This is a genomic window from Skermanella pratensis, assembly GCF_008843145.1.
Lineage (GTDB): Bacteria > Pseudomonadota > Alphaproteobacteria > Azospirillales > Azospirillaceae > Skermanella > Skermanella pratensis.
The window spans coordinates 3,421,978-3,438,689 of the sequence record NZ_CP030265.1 but is presented as its reverse complement, the minus strand read 5'-3'; the positions used below and the strand labels follow the sequence as shown (position 1 = coordinate 3,438,689).

The 16,712-nt window shown below is 68.4% G+C and carries 14 protein-coding genes and 1 pseudogene; 6 read left to right on the top strand and 9 right to left on the bottom strand.

Annotation, left to right across the window (positions count from 1 at the left end):
• Positions 1-12: 12 nt before the first annotated feature.
• Together aqpZ and DPR14_RS27450 are read right to left on the bottom strand one after the other, a co-directional pair.
• On the bottom strand, positions 13-750 hold the full coding sequence (gene aqpZ / locus DPR14_RS15640) for an aquaporin Z (protein WP_158045974.1): 738 nt from the start codon (positions 748-750) through the stop codon (positions 13-15).
• A 207-nt stretch (positions 751-957) separates the two neighbouring features.
• Positions 958-1,851, bottom strand: coding sequence for a hypothetical protein (locus DPR14_RS27450; protein WP_192498966.1), 894 nt, complete (start codon positions 1,849-1,851; stop codon positions 958-960).
• Between the two features lie 235 nt (positions 1,852-2,086).
• Between DPR14_RS27450 and DPR14_RS15625 the strand changes: the two genes are divergently transcribed.
• The 4 genes from DPR14_RS15625 to DPR14_RS15610 are packed head-to-tail and all read left to right on the top strand — an operon-like array spanning position 2,087 to position 6,005.
• Positions 2,087-2,446, top strand: a complete 360-nt coding sequence (locus DPR14_RS15625) for an RT0821/Lpp0805 family surface protein (protein ID WP_211103785.1) — start codon at positions 2,087-2,089, stop codon at positions 2,444-2,446.
• A 4-nt stretch (positions 2,447-2,450) separates the two neighbouring features.
• On the top strand, positions 2,451-4,589 hold the full coding sequence (locus DPR14_RS15620; RefSeq protein ID WP_158045970.1) for a mechanosensitive ion channel family protein: 2,139 nt from the start codon (positions 2,451-2,453) through the stop codon (positions 4,587-4,589).
• The gene (locus DPR14_RS15615) at positions 4,586-5,152 is read left to right on the top strand and encodes a putative glycolipid-binding domain-containing protein (RefSeq protein WP_158045969.1); all 567 of its coding nucleotides are present in this window, start codon (positions 4,586-4,588) and stop codon (positions 5,150-5,152) included. The genes DPR14_RS15620 and DPR14_RS15615 overlap by 4 nt, the downstream gene beginning before the upstream one ends.
• A 10-nt stretch (positions 5,153-5,162) precedes the next feature.
• A complete protein-coding gene (locus DPR14_RS15610) occupies positions 5,163-6,005 on the top strand; it encodes a hypothetical protein (protein WP_158045968.1) in 843 nt (280 codons plus the stop codon).
• Between the two features lie 127 nt (positions 6,006-6,132).
• Here the strand turns inward: DPR14_RS15610 and DPR14_RS15605 are convergent, their stop codons facing one another.
• The 6 genes from DPR14_RS15605 to ftsE all read right to left on the bottom strand — a co-directional run bounded on the left by DPR14_RS15605 (position 6,133) and on the right by ftsE (position 12,641).
• Positions 6,133-8,430, bottom strand: coding sequence for an adenosylcobalamin-dependent ribonucleoside-diphosphate reductase (locus DPR14_RS15605; protein WP_158045967.1), 2,298 nt, complete (start codon positions 8,428-8,430; stop codon positions 6,133-6,135).
• A gap of 254 nt (positions 8,431-8,684) precedes the next feature.
• Entirely contained in the window at positions 8,685-9,461 is a 777-nt protein-coding gene (locus DPR14_RS15600) for a lysophospholipid acyltransferase family protein (RefSeq protein ID WP_158045966.1), read from the bottom strand.
• A gap of 92 nt (positions 9,462-9,553) precedes the next feature.
• On the bottom strand, positions 9,554-10,465 hold the full coding sequence (locus DPR14_RS15595; RefSeq protein ID WP_158045965.1) for a TrmH family RNA methyltransferase: 912 nt from the start codon (positions 10,463-10,465) through the stop codon (positions 9,554-9,556).
• A 33-nt stretch (positions 10,466-10,498) separates the two neighbouring features.
• Positions 10,499-11,101 (bottom strand): YdcF family protein, encoded by a 603-nt coding sequence (locus DPR14_RS15590; protein WP_246148209.1) that lies wholly within the window; start codon positions 11,099-11,101, stop codon positions 10,499-10,501.
• On the bottom strand, positions 11,098-11,979 hold the full coding sequence (locus tag DPR14_RS15585; RefSeq protein WP_158045964.1) for a cell division protein FtsX: 882 nt from the start codon (positions 11,977-11,979) through the stop codon (positions 11,098-11,100). The genes DPR14_RS15590 and DPR14_RS15585 overlap by 4 nt, the downstream gene beginning before the upstream one ends.
• Positions 11,979-12,641, bottom strand: a complete 663-nt coding sequence (gene ftsE / locus DPR14_RS15580) for a cell division ATP-binding protein FtsE (RefSeq protein WP_246148206.1) — start codon at positions 12,639-12,641, stop codon at positions 11,979-11,981. Before ftsE ends, DPR14_RS15585 begins: the two co-directional genes overlap by 1 nt.
• Before the next feature lie 189 nt (positions 12,642-12,830).
• Here ftsE and DPR14_RS15575 point away from each other — a divergent pair, with 189 nt between their 5' ends.
• Positions 12,831-13,505 (top strand): MJ0042-type zinc finger domain-containing protein, encoded by a 675-nt coding sequence (locus DPR14_RS15575; RefSeq protein ID WP_158045962.1) that lies wholly within the window; start codon positions 12,831-12,833, stop codon positions 13,503-13,505.
• Between the two features lie 109 nt (positions 13,506-13,614).
• Positions 13,615-14,010, top strand: coding sequence for a response regulator (locus tag DPR14_RS15570; protein ID WP_158045961.1), 396 nt, complete (start codon positions 13,615-13,617; stop codon positions 14,008-14,010).
• Between the two features lie 14 nt (positions 14,011-14,024).
• On the opposite strand, the pseudogene DPR14_RS15565 reads toward DPR14_RS15570, so the two are convergent.
• Positions 14,025-16,705 (bottom strand): annotated as a pseudogene (locus DPR14_RS15565) (TIGR02302 family protein).
• Positions 16,706-16,712 lie beyond the last annotated feature (7 nt).

Below are 16,712 nucleotides of genomic sequence, written 5' to 3'. Positions count from 1 at the left end.
GTATTCATCTTTTCAGCGTGCCGGCTCGCCGGTGATCGCGGGCTTCACGACCGCCTCCTCGGCCGACAGCATGCGGTAGGCGATGCCGCCGAGCACGCCGCCGATCAATGGCGCCACCCAGAAGAACCAGAGCTGCTGCAGCGCCACGCCGCCCATGATCAGCGCAGGGCCGGTGCTGCGTGCCGGATTCACGCTGGTGTTGGTGACCGGGATGCTGATCAGGTGGATCAGCGTGAGCGCCAGTCCGATCGCGAGAGGGGCGAAGCCGGCCGGGGCCCTGGTGTCGGTCGAACCGAGGATCACGATCAGGAAGCCGAAGGTCAGGATGATCTCGATCAGCATTCCCGACGCCATCGTATAGCCGCCGGGCGAAGCCGCGCCGAAGCCGTTCGTCGCCAGGCCGTTGACCGCGAGATTGTAATCGGCCTTGCCGCTGGCGACCACGTACAGCGCGATGGCCGCCACGATCGCGCCGCCGATCTGCGCGACGACGTAGGGCAGGATATCCTTCGTCGGGAAGCGCTTGGCAGCCCACAGGCCGACGGTCACGGCCGGGTTGAGATGGCAGCCGCTGATGTGGCCGATCGAGTAGGCCATCGTCAGCACCGTCAGGCCGAATGCCAGCGATACGCCGAGCAGGCCGATTCCGACCTCCGGGAACGCAGCCGCCAGCACGGCGCTTCCGCACCCACCGAAGACCAGCCAGAATGTGCCGAGGAACTCTGCGGAAGTCCGACGAAACTGCGACATGGAACTCTCCTGAACACGACCGGAGCGGGCTGGTCGTCCAGCGGGTCGTCCACTGGGCCGTTCAGCGAGCGCGGCTGACCAGCACTTGTCATTGCCGCGCGACACTACGGGCGGTAAGCGCCGCTGGAACGTAATTTACCGTAGTTTACCAGTTCATGTCCTTGACGGGATTGAAGGTTTCGGCGGGCGATCGATCTTGCCCGCCGCTCATCGGCGACTCCAGGTGGCGCCGATTTCCGCGGCGACCCGGGTCTGCGCTTCGAGTACCGGGTCCTCCGCCGGCGTGTCGTACGCCTTCGTCCAGATGTATGTCCCGTTCCTGGCGCTCAGCAGACTGACGGTCACGCGCACCATGCCGGAGCCGGTACGTACCGTTCCGGTCAGGATCGCGTCCGCGCGAGGCCGGGTCCCGATGGCGGCCCCTTCGGCTCCAAGCACGGCGAGCACATTGCGGCGCGTTAGTTCCTGCGTGATCTCGTCGGCAATTCCGGAAGCCATCTCGGCGCTTCGGGAATCCTCGGCGGGTGTGAAGGGCAGAACCCGGATCGCCGGGATCGCCGGGTCGCCGAGGGCTGCTGCGATCATATCGGGGTCATGGATCGCGTATGCCACGCCCAGGACGCCGGCGACCGACAGCGCCGCCAGCATGGACGCTCCCGCAAGTCCGGCCGGAGGACGCTTCGGCATCGTGACGCCCTTCGGGACGACCGGCGTCTTCCGGCTGAAAACCGGGATATAACCGCCCTTCGGCAGGTCGATCAGCACCGGGTCCCCGGACCCTTGGGTGAGATAGTATCGCTCCAGCCGGCGGCGGAGCTGGGCGGCCTCGATGCGGACCAGCGGATCGACCTGGGGATCGAACGTCTCGTCCCGGTCCAGCACCGATATCGCCACGCAATAGGCCTTGATGCGCGACCCTCGGCCTTCAAGCGTCTCCTCGACGATGTAGCTCAGGAAACGCCGGCTCCGATGGCAGCGCCGGAACTCCTCGGAAGCGCAGATACGGTCCAGCTGCTCGCGGACCTGCAACGGGGTCACGGGATCGGAGAAGGCGGGCAACTCCCCCGCTTCCGGAAGGCGCTTGTTCTGACGAGAGCCCATGATCGTCTTCCACCTGCGGGACGGCGTGCCGCGACCCGTCGAACGATAGACTTTCATTCACCCCGGCTGTCCATCGCCGATGGTTATAATCCTTTTGGCCATTAACTTGGGCTTGAAATAATTTTCCTATGCGGATCCTTATAGATGCGCGCCGAATATGGACCTAATCTCTCATGGCAGTGCCGCGCATTGCTTTCCGTCTTTGGCGAATACAGCACTTCAGGGAGGGGTGGCTTTGAGAAGAACGGGTTTGCTGATGCTGGCCGCGGCGGTCCTTCTCCCCTTGGATGCGGTGGAAGCCCAGCTGCTGTTCGGCAGCCGCCTGGGCGAAGCCCATTACCAGGGAGACGACACCAAGATCATCATGCAGGTCGGGGCAGACATGCTCCGCAACGCGCCGGACGGTGAATCCAGGCCCTGGTCCAACCCCCAGACGGGGCATGGCGGGACCATCACCATGGTCCGGAGCTACGAGCGTAACGGGATGCCCTGCCGCGACGCCCGGATGAGCAGCGACGTGGGCCGGCGCAACGTGGTTTACATACTGCCGGTCTGCCGCATCGCGGACGGGACATGGAAGTTCGCCCCGCAGTAAGGTCATGATGGCGGTCGTCAGGCTGATCCTCCTGGTGCTCTTCCTGGCTGCCGGGCTCGGCTCGGGCGTTGCCTCCGCCCAGCCGGCCGTCCAGGCGTCCGGCGCCAGCGTCGATGCGGTCATCCAGGCATTTCCCGAAGGGCTGACGTCCGAGCAGACGGACGCCCTGTTGGCGGTCATGGACGGTGAGCAGCTCCGCGCCGCCCTGCGGGACAGGATGCTGAGGGAGGCACAGACCCGGGCCGCGGCTCCCCGGCAATCCAATCCCCTCGCATTCTACGCCGGGCGCCTGGATGCCGTAGTCAAAGCCTATCCCCAGGTACCGGCGGCGCTGGCCGATGCGTTCGAACGGCCGAACGGCCGGGACGCTGCCATCCGGCCATGGCGCCTGGCAGTATCGCTCTTGTTCCTGTTCGCGGCCGGCGCCCTGGTCTGGGGGGGCCTGACGCGGCTGCCGCCCGCAGCACCGGGCAGCATGCTGCGGAGTGCCGCACGCGACCTGCTGCGGATCGGTGGATTCGTCGTGGGCCTGCTGCTGGCCTATGCGATCCTGCGCCCGACCCATCCCGCCGCGCCCGCGATCTTCGTCGCGGCTCTCCAGGCGGCTCTGACGGTATTGATCGCCGATCTGATCTTCCGGGTCCTCTGCGCGCCCGGACGGCCGGATTTGAGGCTTCTGCCGGTGGGCGACAAGGCCGCGGCGGCGATCCACCGCTCCGGCATATGGGTCGCCGTCCTCAGCGCGGCGCTGCTCGGCCTGTTCGACCTGCTGAACGCGCTGGGCATGGCCTACGACCCGCTGATCGCCCTGATCCTGCCAATCAGCACGCTGCCTTTCCTGTACCTGGCGGTCCAGTTCTGGAGCCGGCGCCGGGACATCGCCGCCTTGATCGGCGGGTATCTCAACCTCGACCTTTCCGCAAGCCACGGGATCGGCACCGGCCTGGTGCTGGCGACAGTCTATCTTGCCGGACTCTGGCTGACGCTCGCCGCCGCGGCGCTGCGGCTGGAGCCGGGCACGGGCCTTCGCCTGCTGGCCAGCTTCGTCCTGGCGGCCGCGGTTCCGGTGACCGCCCTGCTGCTGCACCGTCCGATCGCGCGGTTCCACGAAGCGGCGGGCGCCGTCGAGGGTGAGGCGTCCGCCACCACCGTGCGGCTGATGCGGGCCGTCTGGGTTTCCCTGCTGGTGCTTGCGGTGGTCGCCACCGCCTTCCTCTGGGGGTTCGACGCCGCGCAGCAGCCCGGCCCGTTCGGCATCGCGCTGCGGCTGCTGTTCGACGCCGGCGTGATCCTGCTGCTCGGCTATGTCGGCTGGGCGCTGCTGATCCGGAGCTTCGACCGCCTGATCGCGTCCCAGGACGACCGCGACCGCCGGACCGCCCAGCGGATGGCGACCCTGCTGCCGCTGCTCCGCAAGTTCCTTCAGGTAGCACTCGTGGCCGTCGTCGTGATGATCGTGCTGTCCTCCCTGGGGATAGCCATCGGGCCGCTGCTGGCGGGCGCCGGCGTGGTCGGCATCGCGATCGGGCTGGGCGCCCAGTCGACCATAGCCGACATCCTTTCCGGCATCTTCTTCCTGCTGGAGGACGCCTTCCATATCGGGGACTACGTCGAGGTCGGCCAACTCAGGGGTACCGTGGAGAACATCTCGCTCCGCTCGCTCAAGCTGCGCCACCACCGCGGCGCGGTCCACACGCTCCCCTTCGGCCAGATCAAGGCCCTGACCAACTACACCCGCGACTGGGCGCTGATGCGGCTGGAGTTCCGCGTGCCGCCGGAAACCGACCTGAACCTCGTCAAGAAGCTGGTGAAACGGATCGGCGCCGAACTTTCCGACGATCCGGAGATGGGACCCAGCTTCATCGAGCCGCTGAAGTCCCAGGGGGTGCGCCGGGTGGAGGATGACGCCGTGATCATCGGGGTAAAGTACATCGCCAAGCCCGGGGAGCAGTTCACCATTCGGCGCGAGGCCTATCATCGGATCATCAAGGCGTTCAACGAGAACGGCATAGACCTTGTCGGACGGGGCGTGGTCGTCCGGGTCGACGATCCGAACGCCGCCAGTCGGGCGGTGGGATTCGCGGCGGTCGAGGCGATCCAGGGCTCGTTCGACGGCGGGAAACAAACGAAGGAGCAGGCATGAGCGACGGGCGAACCCTGGTGGCGCGCTGGCGCGACTGGGCGGGGACGGGGCTGGAGCATCTCGTGCTCCAGGAGGCGGCGCAGGGCATCGTCGCGGAGGCGACGGTCATCGCGACACCGGAAGGTGGAAACCCTCTGGCGCTGACCTACCGCATCTCCTGCGATCCGGCCTGGCGGGTCAGGACCCTGGAGGTGAGGCTGATCGGCTCCGCCCGGTCGCTGAACGTGGCGGGCGACGGGGCAGGGTCCTGGACCACCGCCACCGGCACGCCGCTCGGGGCGCTCCAGGGGGCGATCGACGTCGATCTCGCCGTCACCCCGTTCACCAACACGCTGCCGATCCGGCGGCTCGGGCTGCGTGCGGGCGAGAGCGCCGAGATACTGGCCGCCTATGTATCGCCTCCCGACCTGACCGTGACGGCCAACCGCCAGCGCTATACCTGCCTGGAGCCTGGCCGGCGCTACCGGTACGAATCGATGGACGGCGACTTCGTGCGCGACGTCGAGGTGGACCGTGACGGCCTCGTCGTCGAGTACCCGGATCTGTTCCGGCGAGTCGCGTAGCGTGGCTGCCATGGCGCCGGCAGGAGAACCGACCGACAAGGAGATCCTCGATCATCTCGATGCCATCTGCGCTACCGAGGAGTTCCGGCGGGCGACCCGGTGCCGGAACTTCCTGCGCTACGTGGTGGAGGAGACGCTGGCCGGCCGGACCGATCGCATCAAGGCCTATGCGATCGCGGTGTCCGTGCTTGGGCGGGACGAGAGTTTCGACCCCCAGGCAGATCCCGTCGTCCGCATCGAAGCCGGGCAGTTGCGCCGGCGTCTCGAACGCTACTACCTGACCGACGGCAGCGACTGCACCGTCAGGATCGAGCTGCCGAAGGGCTCCTACGTTCCGGTCTTCACCCGCGTGGCGTCGCCCGCGGCGCACCCGGTGGAGACCGCGACCGACCCGAGGCGATGGTCCGCCGGACGAAGGCCTTGGGCGGCGCTCGGCGGCGCCGTCGTGGCCATGAGCCTGCTGGTCACGCTCGGCGGCGACACCGGGGGCATGGGCAGTCCGGTGCCGACCGTCCAGGTCGATGCCTTCGTTCCCATCGACGATCGCGGCGGCGCCATGGCGTCGGGGCTCCAGGACGAGTTGAAGCGCGCCTTGATGGGAAACCCGCACCTGCTGGTCGTGGACAGCCGGCACGCCCCGGACGCGCCGCCGCCCGACTTCATCCTGGAGGGCAGCGTGCGCGTCGTGGACGGGCGGGTCCGAGTCAACGCCCGCATGATGGAGACGCGGACGGCGCGTTATGTCTGGGCCGACGGCTTCGACAGCGCGCCGGGGGACCTCCCGCTGTTCGACGACCAGGCGAGGGTCGCCGGGATCATCGCCGAACAGGCTTGCGGATCCATCGGACACTGATCCGGAAAGCCCGATCTCTTGAGGACTCCCGCCCGCTCCGGCAGTGATGCCGGCGTCCGCCTGACGGCCGAGGCCGACCTGCCGGGCGAATTGACGGTGCAGATCAGCAGGCGCCGGCACACGCCCCTCAGGAGCATTTCGAATAGCCGCAGTTGGGGCATTGGTCGCAGCCTTCCTGGCGGACCAGCCCGGGCTGACCGCATTGCGGACACTGGCGCAGGCGGACCCCCGGAGCCCCGACCGCCCGGCGCGCCGGTTTCGCGGCCTCGCCGTCGCCGTGTTCGGGCAGGAATCCGATTCCGATCATGTGCCGCTCGATCACCTCGCCGATGGCGGCCAGGAGCGAGGGGACGTATCGGCCGTTCATCCACTGGCCGCCGCGCGGATCGAACACCGCCTTCAGCTCCTCCACCACGAAGGCGATGTCGCCGCCGCGCCGGAACACCGCGCTGATCATGCGGGTCAGCGCCACGGTCCAGGCGTAATGCTCCATGTTCTTGGAGTTTATGAACACCTCGAACGGCCGCCGCCGGCCGTCCTGGATGATGTCGTTCAGGGTGATGTAAAGGGCATGGTCGCTCTCCGGCCAACGCACCTTGTAGGTCTGTCCCGGCAACACATCCGGGCGGTCGAGCGGTTGGGTCATGTAGACCACCGCGCCCGCGTCCTGCACCGGCGGAGGGGCGGGAGGCGGCGGAGATTCTGCTTTCTCCTCCGGTCTCGCTTCCGCCTTCTTCACCGACAGCACCGACCCGGTCACCTCGTTCGGCCGGTAGGTCGTGCATCCCTTGCAGCCAAGCTCGAAGGCGTGGACATAGACGTCCTTGAACGCCTCGAACGAGAGGTCCTCGGGGCAGTTGATCGTCTTGGAGATGCTGCTGTCTATGTACTTCTGGGCCACGGCCTGCATCACCACGTGGGCCGCCGGGCTGAGCGACTGCACGTCGACGAAGTAGTCGGGCAGGGGAGCCTTGTCCCCGAAGGTTTGCCGGAACAGCCGGTAGGCGTGGTCCGAGACCTCCTCCTGCCGGCGCGACCCGTCGGGCATCAGCACGTTCCGGTCGTAGCTGTAGGCGAACACCGGCTCGATCCCGGACGAGATGTTGTCGGCGAACAGCGAGATCGTGCCGGTCGGCGCGATCGAGGTCAGCAGCGCGTTGCGCAGCCCGTGCTTCGCGATCGCATCCCGCACGTCCGGATCGAGCGTCCCGGCATTGGCGCCGGCCAGGAACTTCTCCGCGTCGAACAGCGGGTAGCTGCCCTTCTCGGCGGCAAGCCGGGTCGAAGCCAGATAGGCATGCCGCCGCAAGGCCGCCAGCCACCGCTCCGTCAGGGCGACCGCCTGCTCGCTGCCGTAGCGCGCCCGGCACAGGATCAGGGCATCGGCCAGCCCCGTGACGCCAAGCCCGATCCGCCGCTTCGCCTTTGCCTCCGCCAGCTGCTCGGGCAGCGGGAAGCGGGAGACATCGACCACATTGTCCATCATGCGGACGGCCAGCGGCACCAGCTCCGCCAGCCGGTCCATGTCCAGGCGCGCCTGTTCGGTGAATGGCTGCCGCACCAGCGCCGCGAGGTTTATCGATCCCAGAAGGCAGGCGCCGTAGGGGGGAAGCGGCTGCTCCCCACAGGGATTGGTCGCGGAAATATCCTCAACATACCATAAATTGTTGTACTGATTGATCCGGTCGATGAAGATCACGCCCGGCTCGGCATAGGCGTAGGTCGCCCGCATGATGCGGTCCCACAGGTCACGGGCCTGCAGGGTCTTGAACACGGTGCCGTTGAAAGTCAGCGGCCAGGCGTCGTCCTGGCGAACGGCGGCCATGAAGGCGTCGGTCACCAGCACCGACAGGTTGAACATCCTGAGCCGCCCTGGCTCGCGCTTCGCCTCGATGAAGGCTTCGATGTCGGGATGGTCGCAGCGCAGCGTCGCCATCATGGCGCCTCGGCGGTGGCCGGCGCTCATGATCGTGCGGCACATCGCGTCCCAGACGTCCATGAAGGACAGCGGACCGGAGGCGTCTGCGCCCACGCCCAGTACCGCGGCGCCCTTGGGGCGCAGCGTGGAAAAGTCGTATCCGATGCCGCCGCCCTGCTGCATGGTCAGGGCGGCCTCGCGCAGGTGGGCGAAGATGCCGCCCATGTCGTCGGGGATCCGGCCCATGACGAAGCAGTTGAACAGCGTCACGTTGCGTCCGGTGCCCGCGCCCGCGAGGATGCGGCCCGCGGGCAGGAATTGATAATCGGCCAGTGCTTCGGCGAATCGGGGGATCCACGCGGCAGGGTCTTTTTCAGGCTCGGCCAGGGCCTCGGCCACGCGCGTCCAAGTGTCGCTGACCGTTTTGTCCACAGGCTGCCCGTCAAGCAGTTTCAGTCGGTATTTCATATCCCAGATCTGCTGGGATATGGCTGCCACCGAAGTCATCCCGGTCTCCGTCCGCCATGGATCCTGGCCGCGATCAAAACGCCAAACTCCTTGGTCAACAAGGATTTTCGCGGATCTGTCCAAACTTGTCCCGAAAATTGGTGCCTTTGCGGCATCGGGTCAAGCGGCGATTGTTCATGTTTTGTTCTTATCCGGCGCGCACTTTGGACGGATCGTCCGGTCTTGCACGCGAGGTCTTTCGCAGTGCAACGCCAACGCGCACATCCACAGAGTTTTCCACAGGCCGAAAAAGATCACGGAACAGGGGCCGGCGCTCCTTGGGGCACCTGCTTGGCCGGCTTTTCCGTAGGCGGGCCGCCCGCCTCCATCACCAACCGATCGGTCGCCGTCTCCAGCCGGCTTTCCAGTTCCGCCAGCGCCGCCTCGCGGCTGAGTCCCGGCTCGATCGGCGGCAGGAACTCGACCACGACCCGGCCGCTGTGCTTCCGGAAACTCCGCCTGCCCCAATAGACGCCGGAATTCAGCGCCATGGGCACGATCGGCAGGTCCAAGTCCTTGTAGAGCACCGCCACGCCGACCCGGTAAGGCAGGTAACGTCCCACCGCGGTCCTGGTTCCCTGGGGAAAGATGACGATCGGCCGTCCTTCGGACTTAATCCGGGCGGCACCCTCGACCATCGAGGCGATGGCCCGGCCGCGGGCACTCCGGTCCACCGCGATCATCCGGGCCTTGGCGGCGTACCAGCCCCAGATCGGCAGGAACAGAAGCTCGCGCTTCAGGATGATCGCCGGGTCGTCGATCAGCAGATGGAGCTTCATGGTCTCCCAGGCGGACTGGTGCTTGGCCGCCAGGATGTATGAGCCGTTTCGCGGGACGTTCTCCAGCCCGCGCACCTCGTAGTCGAGTCCCAGGATCGTGCGTTCCAGGAAATAGATGGTCCGCAGGTACCACTCCACCACATGGACCATCTGCCGCCGCGGAAGCAGCAGCATCCATAACAGGCCGAAGCAGCACACCGTCGTCCAGGTGAAGAACGCGATATTGAACAGGAGAGAACGGGCGGCGGTCATGGGCGTTTTGGATGGGGCGTTTTGGATGGTGCGTTCCGGATGGAGAGATCGGGCGCGGCCGAACGCGCCGGTGACCCGGCGCGGCGTCTCTTCTAGCGTGCCCGGGCTCCGGACGCCAGTCCGGCTTGCCGGCCGGGGGGCCGCGCCCTCGTCAACTCGTGGATGAGAATGGCCGCGGTGGCGGCGACGTTGAGCGACTGGACGCGGCCGGACCCCGACAGGGTCAGGATTCCCTCGCACGCATCCAGGGTTCCGGGCCCAAGGCCGTCCTCCTCGTTGCCGAGCACGATGGCGGTGGGCCGGCGGTCGGCAGGCTGGTCCAGCGGCTCGCCGCGCCCCAGCGCGGTTCCCAGCACCCGGTAGCTCGACGCCAGCTGCTTCAGCATCCGCGCGAATCCGGTCGCGCGGTAGAGCCGGACATGCTCCATGCCGCCCTCGGCGACCCGGTAGCTCGCTTCCGACGGACCGGCCTGCGCCGGATGATCGGATATCACGATCCGCTCCAGCCCGAAGAACGCCGCCGTCCGCACGATGGCGCCCAGGTTGTGCGGATTGCCGATGCCGTCCAGAAGCAGCAGCGGCTTGCCCTCCGCCGCCCAGCGGGAGGCCTCGGCCGGATCGAACGGGGGGACCGGGCGAGGGCGGGTGACCGCCACGACCCCGCCATGCAGGACCGTTCCCGCGACCCGCGCCAGCTCGTCGGTATCCACCTGACGGTAAGGTTTGCGCGCCTTCGCCAGGTCCCGGCAGAAGCCGGCGACGGCCGCGGCGTTCCGCTCGTCGAAGAAAAGCCGCTCGACCAGCCGGCCGTTGCGCTGGAACAGCGCGGAGACCGCCGGCAGGCCGGTGATCCGAAGCAGCTTCTCCTGGGGCGGCTCGGGCCGTTCGGGCCGGTCCGTCAGTTCGGGAGCGGGCCTGCCGGGAGGACGGCGGCCCGCCGGCTTGAACCGGGGAGTGCCCGCGGACTTTCCGGGCCGGGGATGGGGGCGGGGAGGCTTTGGCATGGTTCCGATCATTTCCCTGCCCAGGGCGCGGCGTCAGGACGACAGCGAGTAGCGCGCCAGGGCGTAGAGGTACTTGTTGTATTCGTTGACGATCAGCGCCAGCGTTCCCGGCCAGCGCCACCAGTCGGCCAGCTTGACCGCGTCGGGGGCGACGGGGTGCGGTACCACATCGACCTGCGGCATCGCCATGCCGAACTCCAGCAGGCTGCGCCGCATATGGTAGTTCGAGGTCACGAGGCGCAGCGAATCGTAATGCCGGCTCCGCATCCAGGCCGCCGTTTCCGCCGCGTTGCCGACCGTGTCGCCGGCCTCGTACCCCAGCACGATGCAGCATTCCAGGGTACTCGGCTCCAGCTTGGCCGCCCGCAGCATGTCGCGCAGGTCGACGCCCTGGTGGACCCCGGACACGAACAGGGTTCGCCCCAGGCCGCGGGACAGGAGTTGGACCCCCGTGCTGATCCGCTCGCTGCCGCCGGTCAGCACGACGATGGCGTCGGTCGCCCGGTCGGCCCAGCCTTCCTCGCGGGGAATGGTCTGGGCGAACCAGACCAGTCCGCCGAACCAGCAGACCAGGGCCAGGCCGAGCAACGCAGCCGGCGGCAGCAGCACGCGCGCGACTCGCTGCGCCAGGATCACGGCATCCGCGCCAGGGCGCGCATGACGGTGATGCGGGCGGTCACCGCCGCCAGGACGGCCGCGATCGCCGGGACGGCCGCCAACGACGCCAGCTGAAGCTGGTTCAGCGCCATGTCCGGCATCAGCCCGGCCGCATACTCCCCTCCGGCGCGCTTCAGCGCGATCAGGGTCGCCGCCGCCAGCACCGTCCCGATGACGCCGCCGCGTATCGCGAGCCCCAGCACGTGGCTCTGGAACTGCCGGGCGACATAGCGGTCCGGGGCTCCCATGACATGCAGCAGCTCGACCACTTGCCCATGGATCGCCAAGCCGGCGCGGGAGACGAAGATGACGGTCGCGACCGCGGCGCCGCCGACCAGCGCCAGAATTCCCAGGGCTACCGCCTCGACCGCCCGGGCGACCGCCAGCAGGTCCTTGAGCCAGGCCGCGTGGTCGTCCAGCTCGGCACCGGGCACCGCCGCGCGGAGCCGCTGGGCGAGGCCGTTCATGTCGATCCTGCCGCCCGCCAGGGCCACGTCGATCATGGCGGGCACCGGCAGGTCGGCGTTCAGCGCGCCGGTGCCCAGCCACGGCTCCAGCAGGCCTTGGAGGTCCTGGCGGGGCAGGGCCTCGGCCCTGGCGATTCCCGGCGTGGCGCGAAGCACTTCCAGCGCGGACCGGACGCGGTCGTCCAGGGTCGGGTTCCCCTCGGGCAGCGGCGGCACCTGGACGGTCAAGGTTCCGGCGAGGCCGCGGTCCCAGCGTTGCGCCATGTCCGACAGCACCATGGACCCGGCCATGGCCAGGATCGCCAGATAGACCATCAGGGCGATGATCCAGGGCAGGAATCGTCCCGTCACGTCGCGTTGAAGCGGCAGATCGTAGTGGGTGCGGAACATCAGGCGATCCGGGTTGCGCCGCCGCCCCGCGGCAGGTGCTGAAGCATGCCCTTGTCGAGCACCATGCGGGCGTAGCCGAACCGTTCTATCATCATCTCGTTATGGGTGGCGATCACGATGGTCGTGCCGAGCTTGTTCAGTTCCTCGAACAGGTGGAGCAGGCGCATGCCGATCCTGTCGTCCACGTTGCCGGTCGGTTCGTCGGCGAGCAGCAGGCTGGGCCGCGTGATGACCGCCCGCGCGATGGCCACCCGCTGCTGCTGCCCGCCCGACAGGGTGGCCGGCTTGTCGTTCAGGTGGTCGCCCAGGCCGACCCAGCTCAATAGCTCCGCCACATGCTCCCGCACCTGCGACTCGCGCGCTCCCGCGACACGCAGCGGCAACGCCACGTTGTCCAACGCCGAGAGATGGTCGAGCAGCCGGAAATTCTGGAACACCACGCCGATGCGGCGGCGCAACGGCGGCAGTTCGCCCCGCTTCAGCGACGCGATGTCGTGGCCGAACATGGTGATCAGTCCGCGCGACGGCCGGTGCGCCAGGTACATAAGGCGCAGCAGCGAGGACTTGCCGGCGCCGCTGGCGCCGGTCAGGAAATGGAACGTCCCGGGTTCCAACGTGAAGCTGACGTCACGCAGCACTTCAGGCCCATTGCCGTAGCGCATGCCGACATTCTCAAAACGAATCAAATCCTCTCACCTTCGCAACCCTGGACGGCGGCCAGCATCGCACGGCGCGCCCGAAGGCGTCTATACCAGCGGCGCTTCTGCATATGAAGCAAGCCCCCGACTTGCTTAATACCTCCTTAGTTTCTATAAGACATCCTACGATTCCACGATTTCTTCATAGCTTTTATGATTCTCACCTGCCCGGCCTGTTCTACCCGTTACCTGGTCGATCCCGCCACCCTGGGCAGGGACGGGCGGATGGTGCGTTGCGCCAAGTGCGGCCACAGCTGGATGCAGCGGCCGCCTGTGGACATGCCCAAGCCCGTCGATCTGGCGCCCCCGCCGGAGGAGATCGAGGTCAAGCCGATCCCGCCGGGGTCCAACCTGCCGGCGATCCGCAAGCCCGTGCCGCAGAAGCCCAGGTCGAAAACCCCGCTGATCGTCTCCACGGCAGCGGCGGTCGTGCTGCTGCTGGCCGGCGGACTGTTCATGCGGCAGGAGATCGCCGGGATCTGGCCCCCCTCCGCGCGGCTGTTCGAGACCATCGGCCTGCCGGTCGAGGTGCTGGGCGCCGGCCTCCAGCTCCAGAACGTCCGGTCGGAGAAGCGGGTCGAGGACGGCATCACGATCCTCGTGATCGAGGGGCAGATCGCCAACATTTCCGACCGGGAGCGCCCGGTGCCGCCGCTGCGCGCAATGACGCTGGGGCCGGACAAGACGCCGGTCGGCGACTGGAGTTTCACCGCCTCGCACGAGACGCTGCTTCCCGGCGAGATCGCGACCTTCCAGAGCGAGATGCGCGAACCGCCCGGCGTGATCGCCGAAATCGCCATCACCTTCCAACAGGGCACCGGCGGCTGAACTACTCCGGGCGCGGAACCGGTTCCTTCGCCGGCGTCGTGGACCGGCGACCGTCCCGGTGGCCTACTGGGAACTGGATCGTTCAGGGCAGCCACGGGTTCAGCAATCGATGAGTGAAGTTCCGGGAACCTCGGCCTACCGGGTCCTTCTCGCCGAGGACGATCCCGCCGTGCGCGCCTTCGTCTCCCGCGCGCTCGGCCATGCGGGCTTCGCCGTGACGGATGTGGAGGACGGCCAGCAGGCGCTCCAGGCGCTGGACACCGAACCTTACGACCTGCTGGTCGCCGACATCGTCATGCCGGTCGTGGACGGCATCACGCTGGCGCTCAGCGCCGCGAAGCGCCGGCCGGGGATCAGGATCCTGCTGATCACGGGCTATCCGGCGGAGCACATCCGCGCATGTAACCTGGAAGCCCTGATCCACGCCGTGATCCCCAAGCCCTTCAGCCTTCAGGAGATCTGCGCCGCCGCCCGGGCCGCGCTTGGGCTCGGCGGCAGGGGCTGAGCCGGCCTACAAGACTAACGCACCGGGCCGCCTTCTGGCTCAGAAGCGCCGCAGCAGGCGGTCGATATAGTCCAACTCCAGCTGCGGGCGGTTGAATTCGCCGGCGCGGCGGCGGAGTTCGTCCAGGATCTCCCGGGCGCGCTGCAGGTCCGATTGCTCGGGATCCGCACGTCGTTGGTGTCCGCGCGGCCGAAGCCGGGCAGGGGGCGGCCGAGCGGGTCACGGCCGCGGTTCGATTGCTGCATTTGCTGCTGGCCGGGCATCTGGCCCGGCTGCTGGCCCATCATCATCTGCTGGGCCATCTGCTCCGCCATGGACTGCAGACCCTGCTGAAGCTCGTCCAGCGCCTGGGTCTGCGGCGGGACCGCGGCACCGGGCATGCCCTGCTCCAGCGCCTGTCCGGCTTCCCGCATCGCGCGCTCGGCCCGTCCGAGGGGCCGCGGGATCTCTCCGCCCATCTCGCCCAACTGCCGCATCAGCTCACCCAGTTCGCGCCTCAGCGCCTCCTGCTGGGCGGCGCTGGCCGAGCCCTGGCCCTGCTGCCCCTGCTGCCCCTGTTGTCCCTGCTGCCCCTGTTGTCCCTGCTGCCCCTGTTGTCCCTGCTGGCCGCGCTGGCCGGGGCGCTGCTGCCGGCTGGGCATCTGCCCCTGCTGGCTCTGCTGCCCTTGTTGCCCCTCCTGTCCTTCCTGCCCCTGCTGGGATTCGCGGAAGCTCTGGTCGAGCAGCTCGCGCTGGCGCTGGGCCAGGTCCTGGAGCTGCTGCATCATCTGCCCGGCCTGGTTCTGCTGGTTCTGCTGCATCTGGGCCATGTTGCCGTTGCGCAGGTTCTCCAGCATCTGCTGGAGCTGGGACAGCATCTCGCGCGCGGCCTCGCGGGAGCCGGTCTCGGCCATCTGGCGCATCTGGTCGAGCATCTGCTGGAGATCCTGGCGATCCATGGTCTGGGCCTGCATCTCCGGCGGGATCTGGGGCGGCTGCTCGCCGCGTTCCATCGCCTGGCGCATCTGCTCTTCCATGGCGTCCAGGAACTCGTTCATAGCCTGCTGCAACTCGTCCATCAGCCGCTGGAGCTCCTCGTCCGGAGCATCCTTGTTCAGGGCGTCCATCAGGCGCTGCTCGGCGTCGCGGAGGTTGCGCTCGGCGATCGACAGCGTGCCGTCCTCGACCCGCAGCGCGGTGTCCCACAGCAGCTTCTGGATCGCGGGAACGGCGTCGGAGGTCTCGTCCAGGTACAGGCGCGCCACGGCGGAGCGGAGCGAGAGGAACACGACCACGTCGTCACGGAACTGGAACGGCCGGGCCGAGATGATGCCGAGACCGCGCGCCACCTCCTCGCGGCTGGAGTCGGGGCGCAGGGTCAGCTTCTTGCGCTCCTCGATGATCGCCCGGGCGACCGGGTTGAGGAACTCCCGTTCCGGCAGCACCAGGGCCACGTCTTCGGTCGTACCGGTCTGTCCGGCCCCATCGGTGGCGGAGACGCGCAAAGTGACCGGCAGGCCGGCCCAAGGATGGGGCGTCAGGTCATGAAAGCTGGTGCTGCGGGCCACCTTGGGCCGCACCCCGGGCAGCGGAAGCTGCAACTCGATCGGCGTCCGGTCCAGTCCCGGCTCGGCGCTGTCGCCGCTCAGCCGGACGGTGCCCTGGACGGCGGCGATGCCGTAGTCGTCGCGCGCCTCGTACTCCAGCCGCATCGCGCCGCGCTCGCCGGCGGCCGGCGGGGCCGGAAGCGCCACGATCGGGGCGGTGTCGGAAACGACGGCGATCGGCCACGACCCCAACGACCTGCCTTCCTGCTGGACCTCGATCATGCCGCCGGTGGTGATCGGCTGGCTGGCCTGATAGCTGGCCTGATCGATCTGCTCGAACGCCGAACTGGTCCGTTGGCGTTGAGCGCGGGGACTCCGGAGCCGCCGGTCACGCGGGCGAGGAGCACGCTGCCGGTCGGCACCTGGACCGGTCCGGCCGGCGGGGCGGGTTCCCCGGCGTTGTCCGAGGCCTGCTGCGCCGCCGGAGCGGGCGGGCCGGACCGCAGGAAGATCGGCGGCAGGCCGGTATAGTCCGGCGGGGTGACCCAGACGTCCAGCATGGCCTGCGCGGTTCCGGCCGATCCGTCCAGATGGGGAGTCAGCGCCGCGGCGAGGCGCGGCCGCCAGTCGCCCCAGGTGCCGAACGCCGCGACGAACAGGATGAGGCCGACGGCTGCCCGCAAGGCCCAGGGGTCGCGGGCGGCCAGGTTGGGATGGGGCAGCCTGACCCGCAGCGACTTCATGCGCTGGCGGGCGCGTTCCTGGTAAAGCCGCCACAGTTCGACGCTCGCGGGGTCGGAGCCGCTGGCGAGGTTGTCGCGGACCGCGGCCAGCGGCCGGTGGGTCAGGCCGCTGTCCCGTTCCAGCCGGCGCAACGCGGCGGCGTCGTCCGGCAGTCTGATCCGTCTTGCGCCGACAAGAAGGGCGGCGGCGAAGGCCGCGGCGAACAGCAGGAGCACCAGCGCGTGGAGCCAGCCGCCCAGCGCGGGCAGCACGTTGAAAAGGGCGACGGCGATGAACAGCCCGGCGACCCCCGCCGCCGGCCACAAGGCCGGCCAGAGCTGTTCCCAGGCCAGCGCGCCGCGCGCCAGTCCGAGCCGGAACGTCGGCTCGCCCGCGGCGCCTTTGCGCCGGGTGGGGCTCTGCGTGCGATCGTCGGTCCCGTTCATACCGCTT

Bases quoted from the DNA above. Each gene is read 5' to 3' on its own strand.
- aqpZ (WP_158045974.1), bottom strand. From the start codon at position 750: ATGTCGCAGTTTCGTCGGACTTCCGCAGAGTTCCTCGGCACATTCTGG.
- DPR14_RS27450 (WP_192498966.1), bottom strand. From the start codon at position 1,851: ATGGGCTCTCGTCAGAACAAGCGCCTTCCGGAAGCGGGGGAGTTGCCC.
- DPR14_RS15620 (WP_158045970.1), top strand. From the start codon at position 2,451: ATGATGGCGGTCGTCAGGCTGATCCTCCTGGTGCTCTTCCTGGCTGCC.
- DPR14_RS15615 (WP_158045969.1), top strand. From the start codon at position 4,586: ATGAGCGACGGGCGAACCCTGGTGGCGCGCTGGCGCGACTGGGCGGGG.
- DPR14_RS15610 (WP_158045968.1), top strand. From the start codon at position 5,163: ATGGCGCCGGCAGGAGAACCGACCGACAAGGAGATCCTCGATCATCTC.
- DPR14_RS15605 (WP_158045967.1), bottom strand. From the start codon at position 8,430: ATGACTTCGGTGGCAGCCATATCCCAGCAGATCTGGGATATGAAATAC.
- DPR14_RS15600 (WP_158045966.1), bottom strand. From the start codon at position 9,461: ATGACCGCCGCCCGTTCTCTCCTGTTCAATATCGCGTTCTTCACCTGG.
- DPR14_RS15595 (WP_158045965.1), bottom strand. From the start codon at position 10,465: ATGCCAAAGCCTCCCCGCCCCCATCCCCGGCCCGGAAAGTCCGCGGGC.
- DPR14_RS15585 (WP_158045964.1), bottom strand. From the start codon at position 11,979: ATGTTCCGCACCCACTACGATCTGCCGCTTCAACGCGACGTGACGGGA.
- ftsE (WP_246148206.1), bottom strand. From the start codon at position 12,641: ATGCGCTACGGCAATGGGCCTGAAGTGCTGCGTGACGTCAGCTTCACG.
- DPR14_RS15575 (WP_158045962.1), top strand. From the start codon at position 12,831: ATGATTCTCACCTGCCCGGCCTGTTCTACCCGTTACCTGGTCGATCCC.
- DPR14_RS15570 (WP_158045961.1), top strand. From the start codon at position 13,615: ATGAGTGAAGTTCCGGGAACCTCGGCCTACCGGGTCCTTCTCGCCGAG.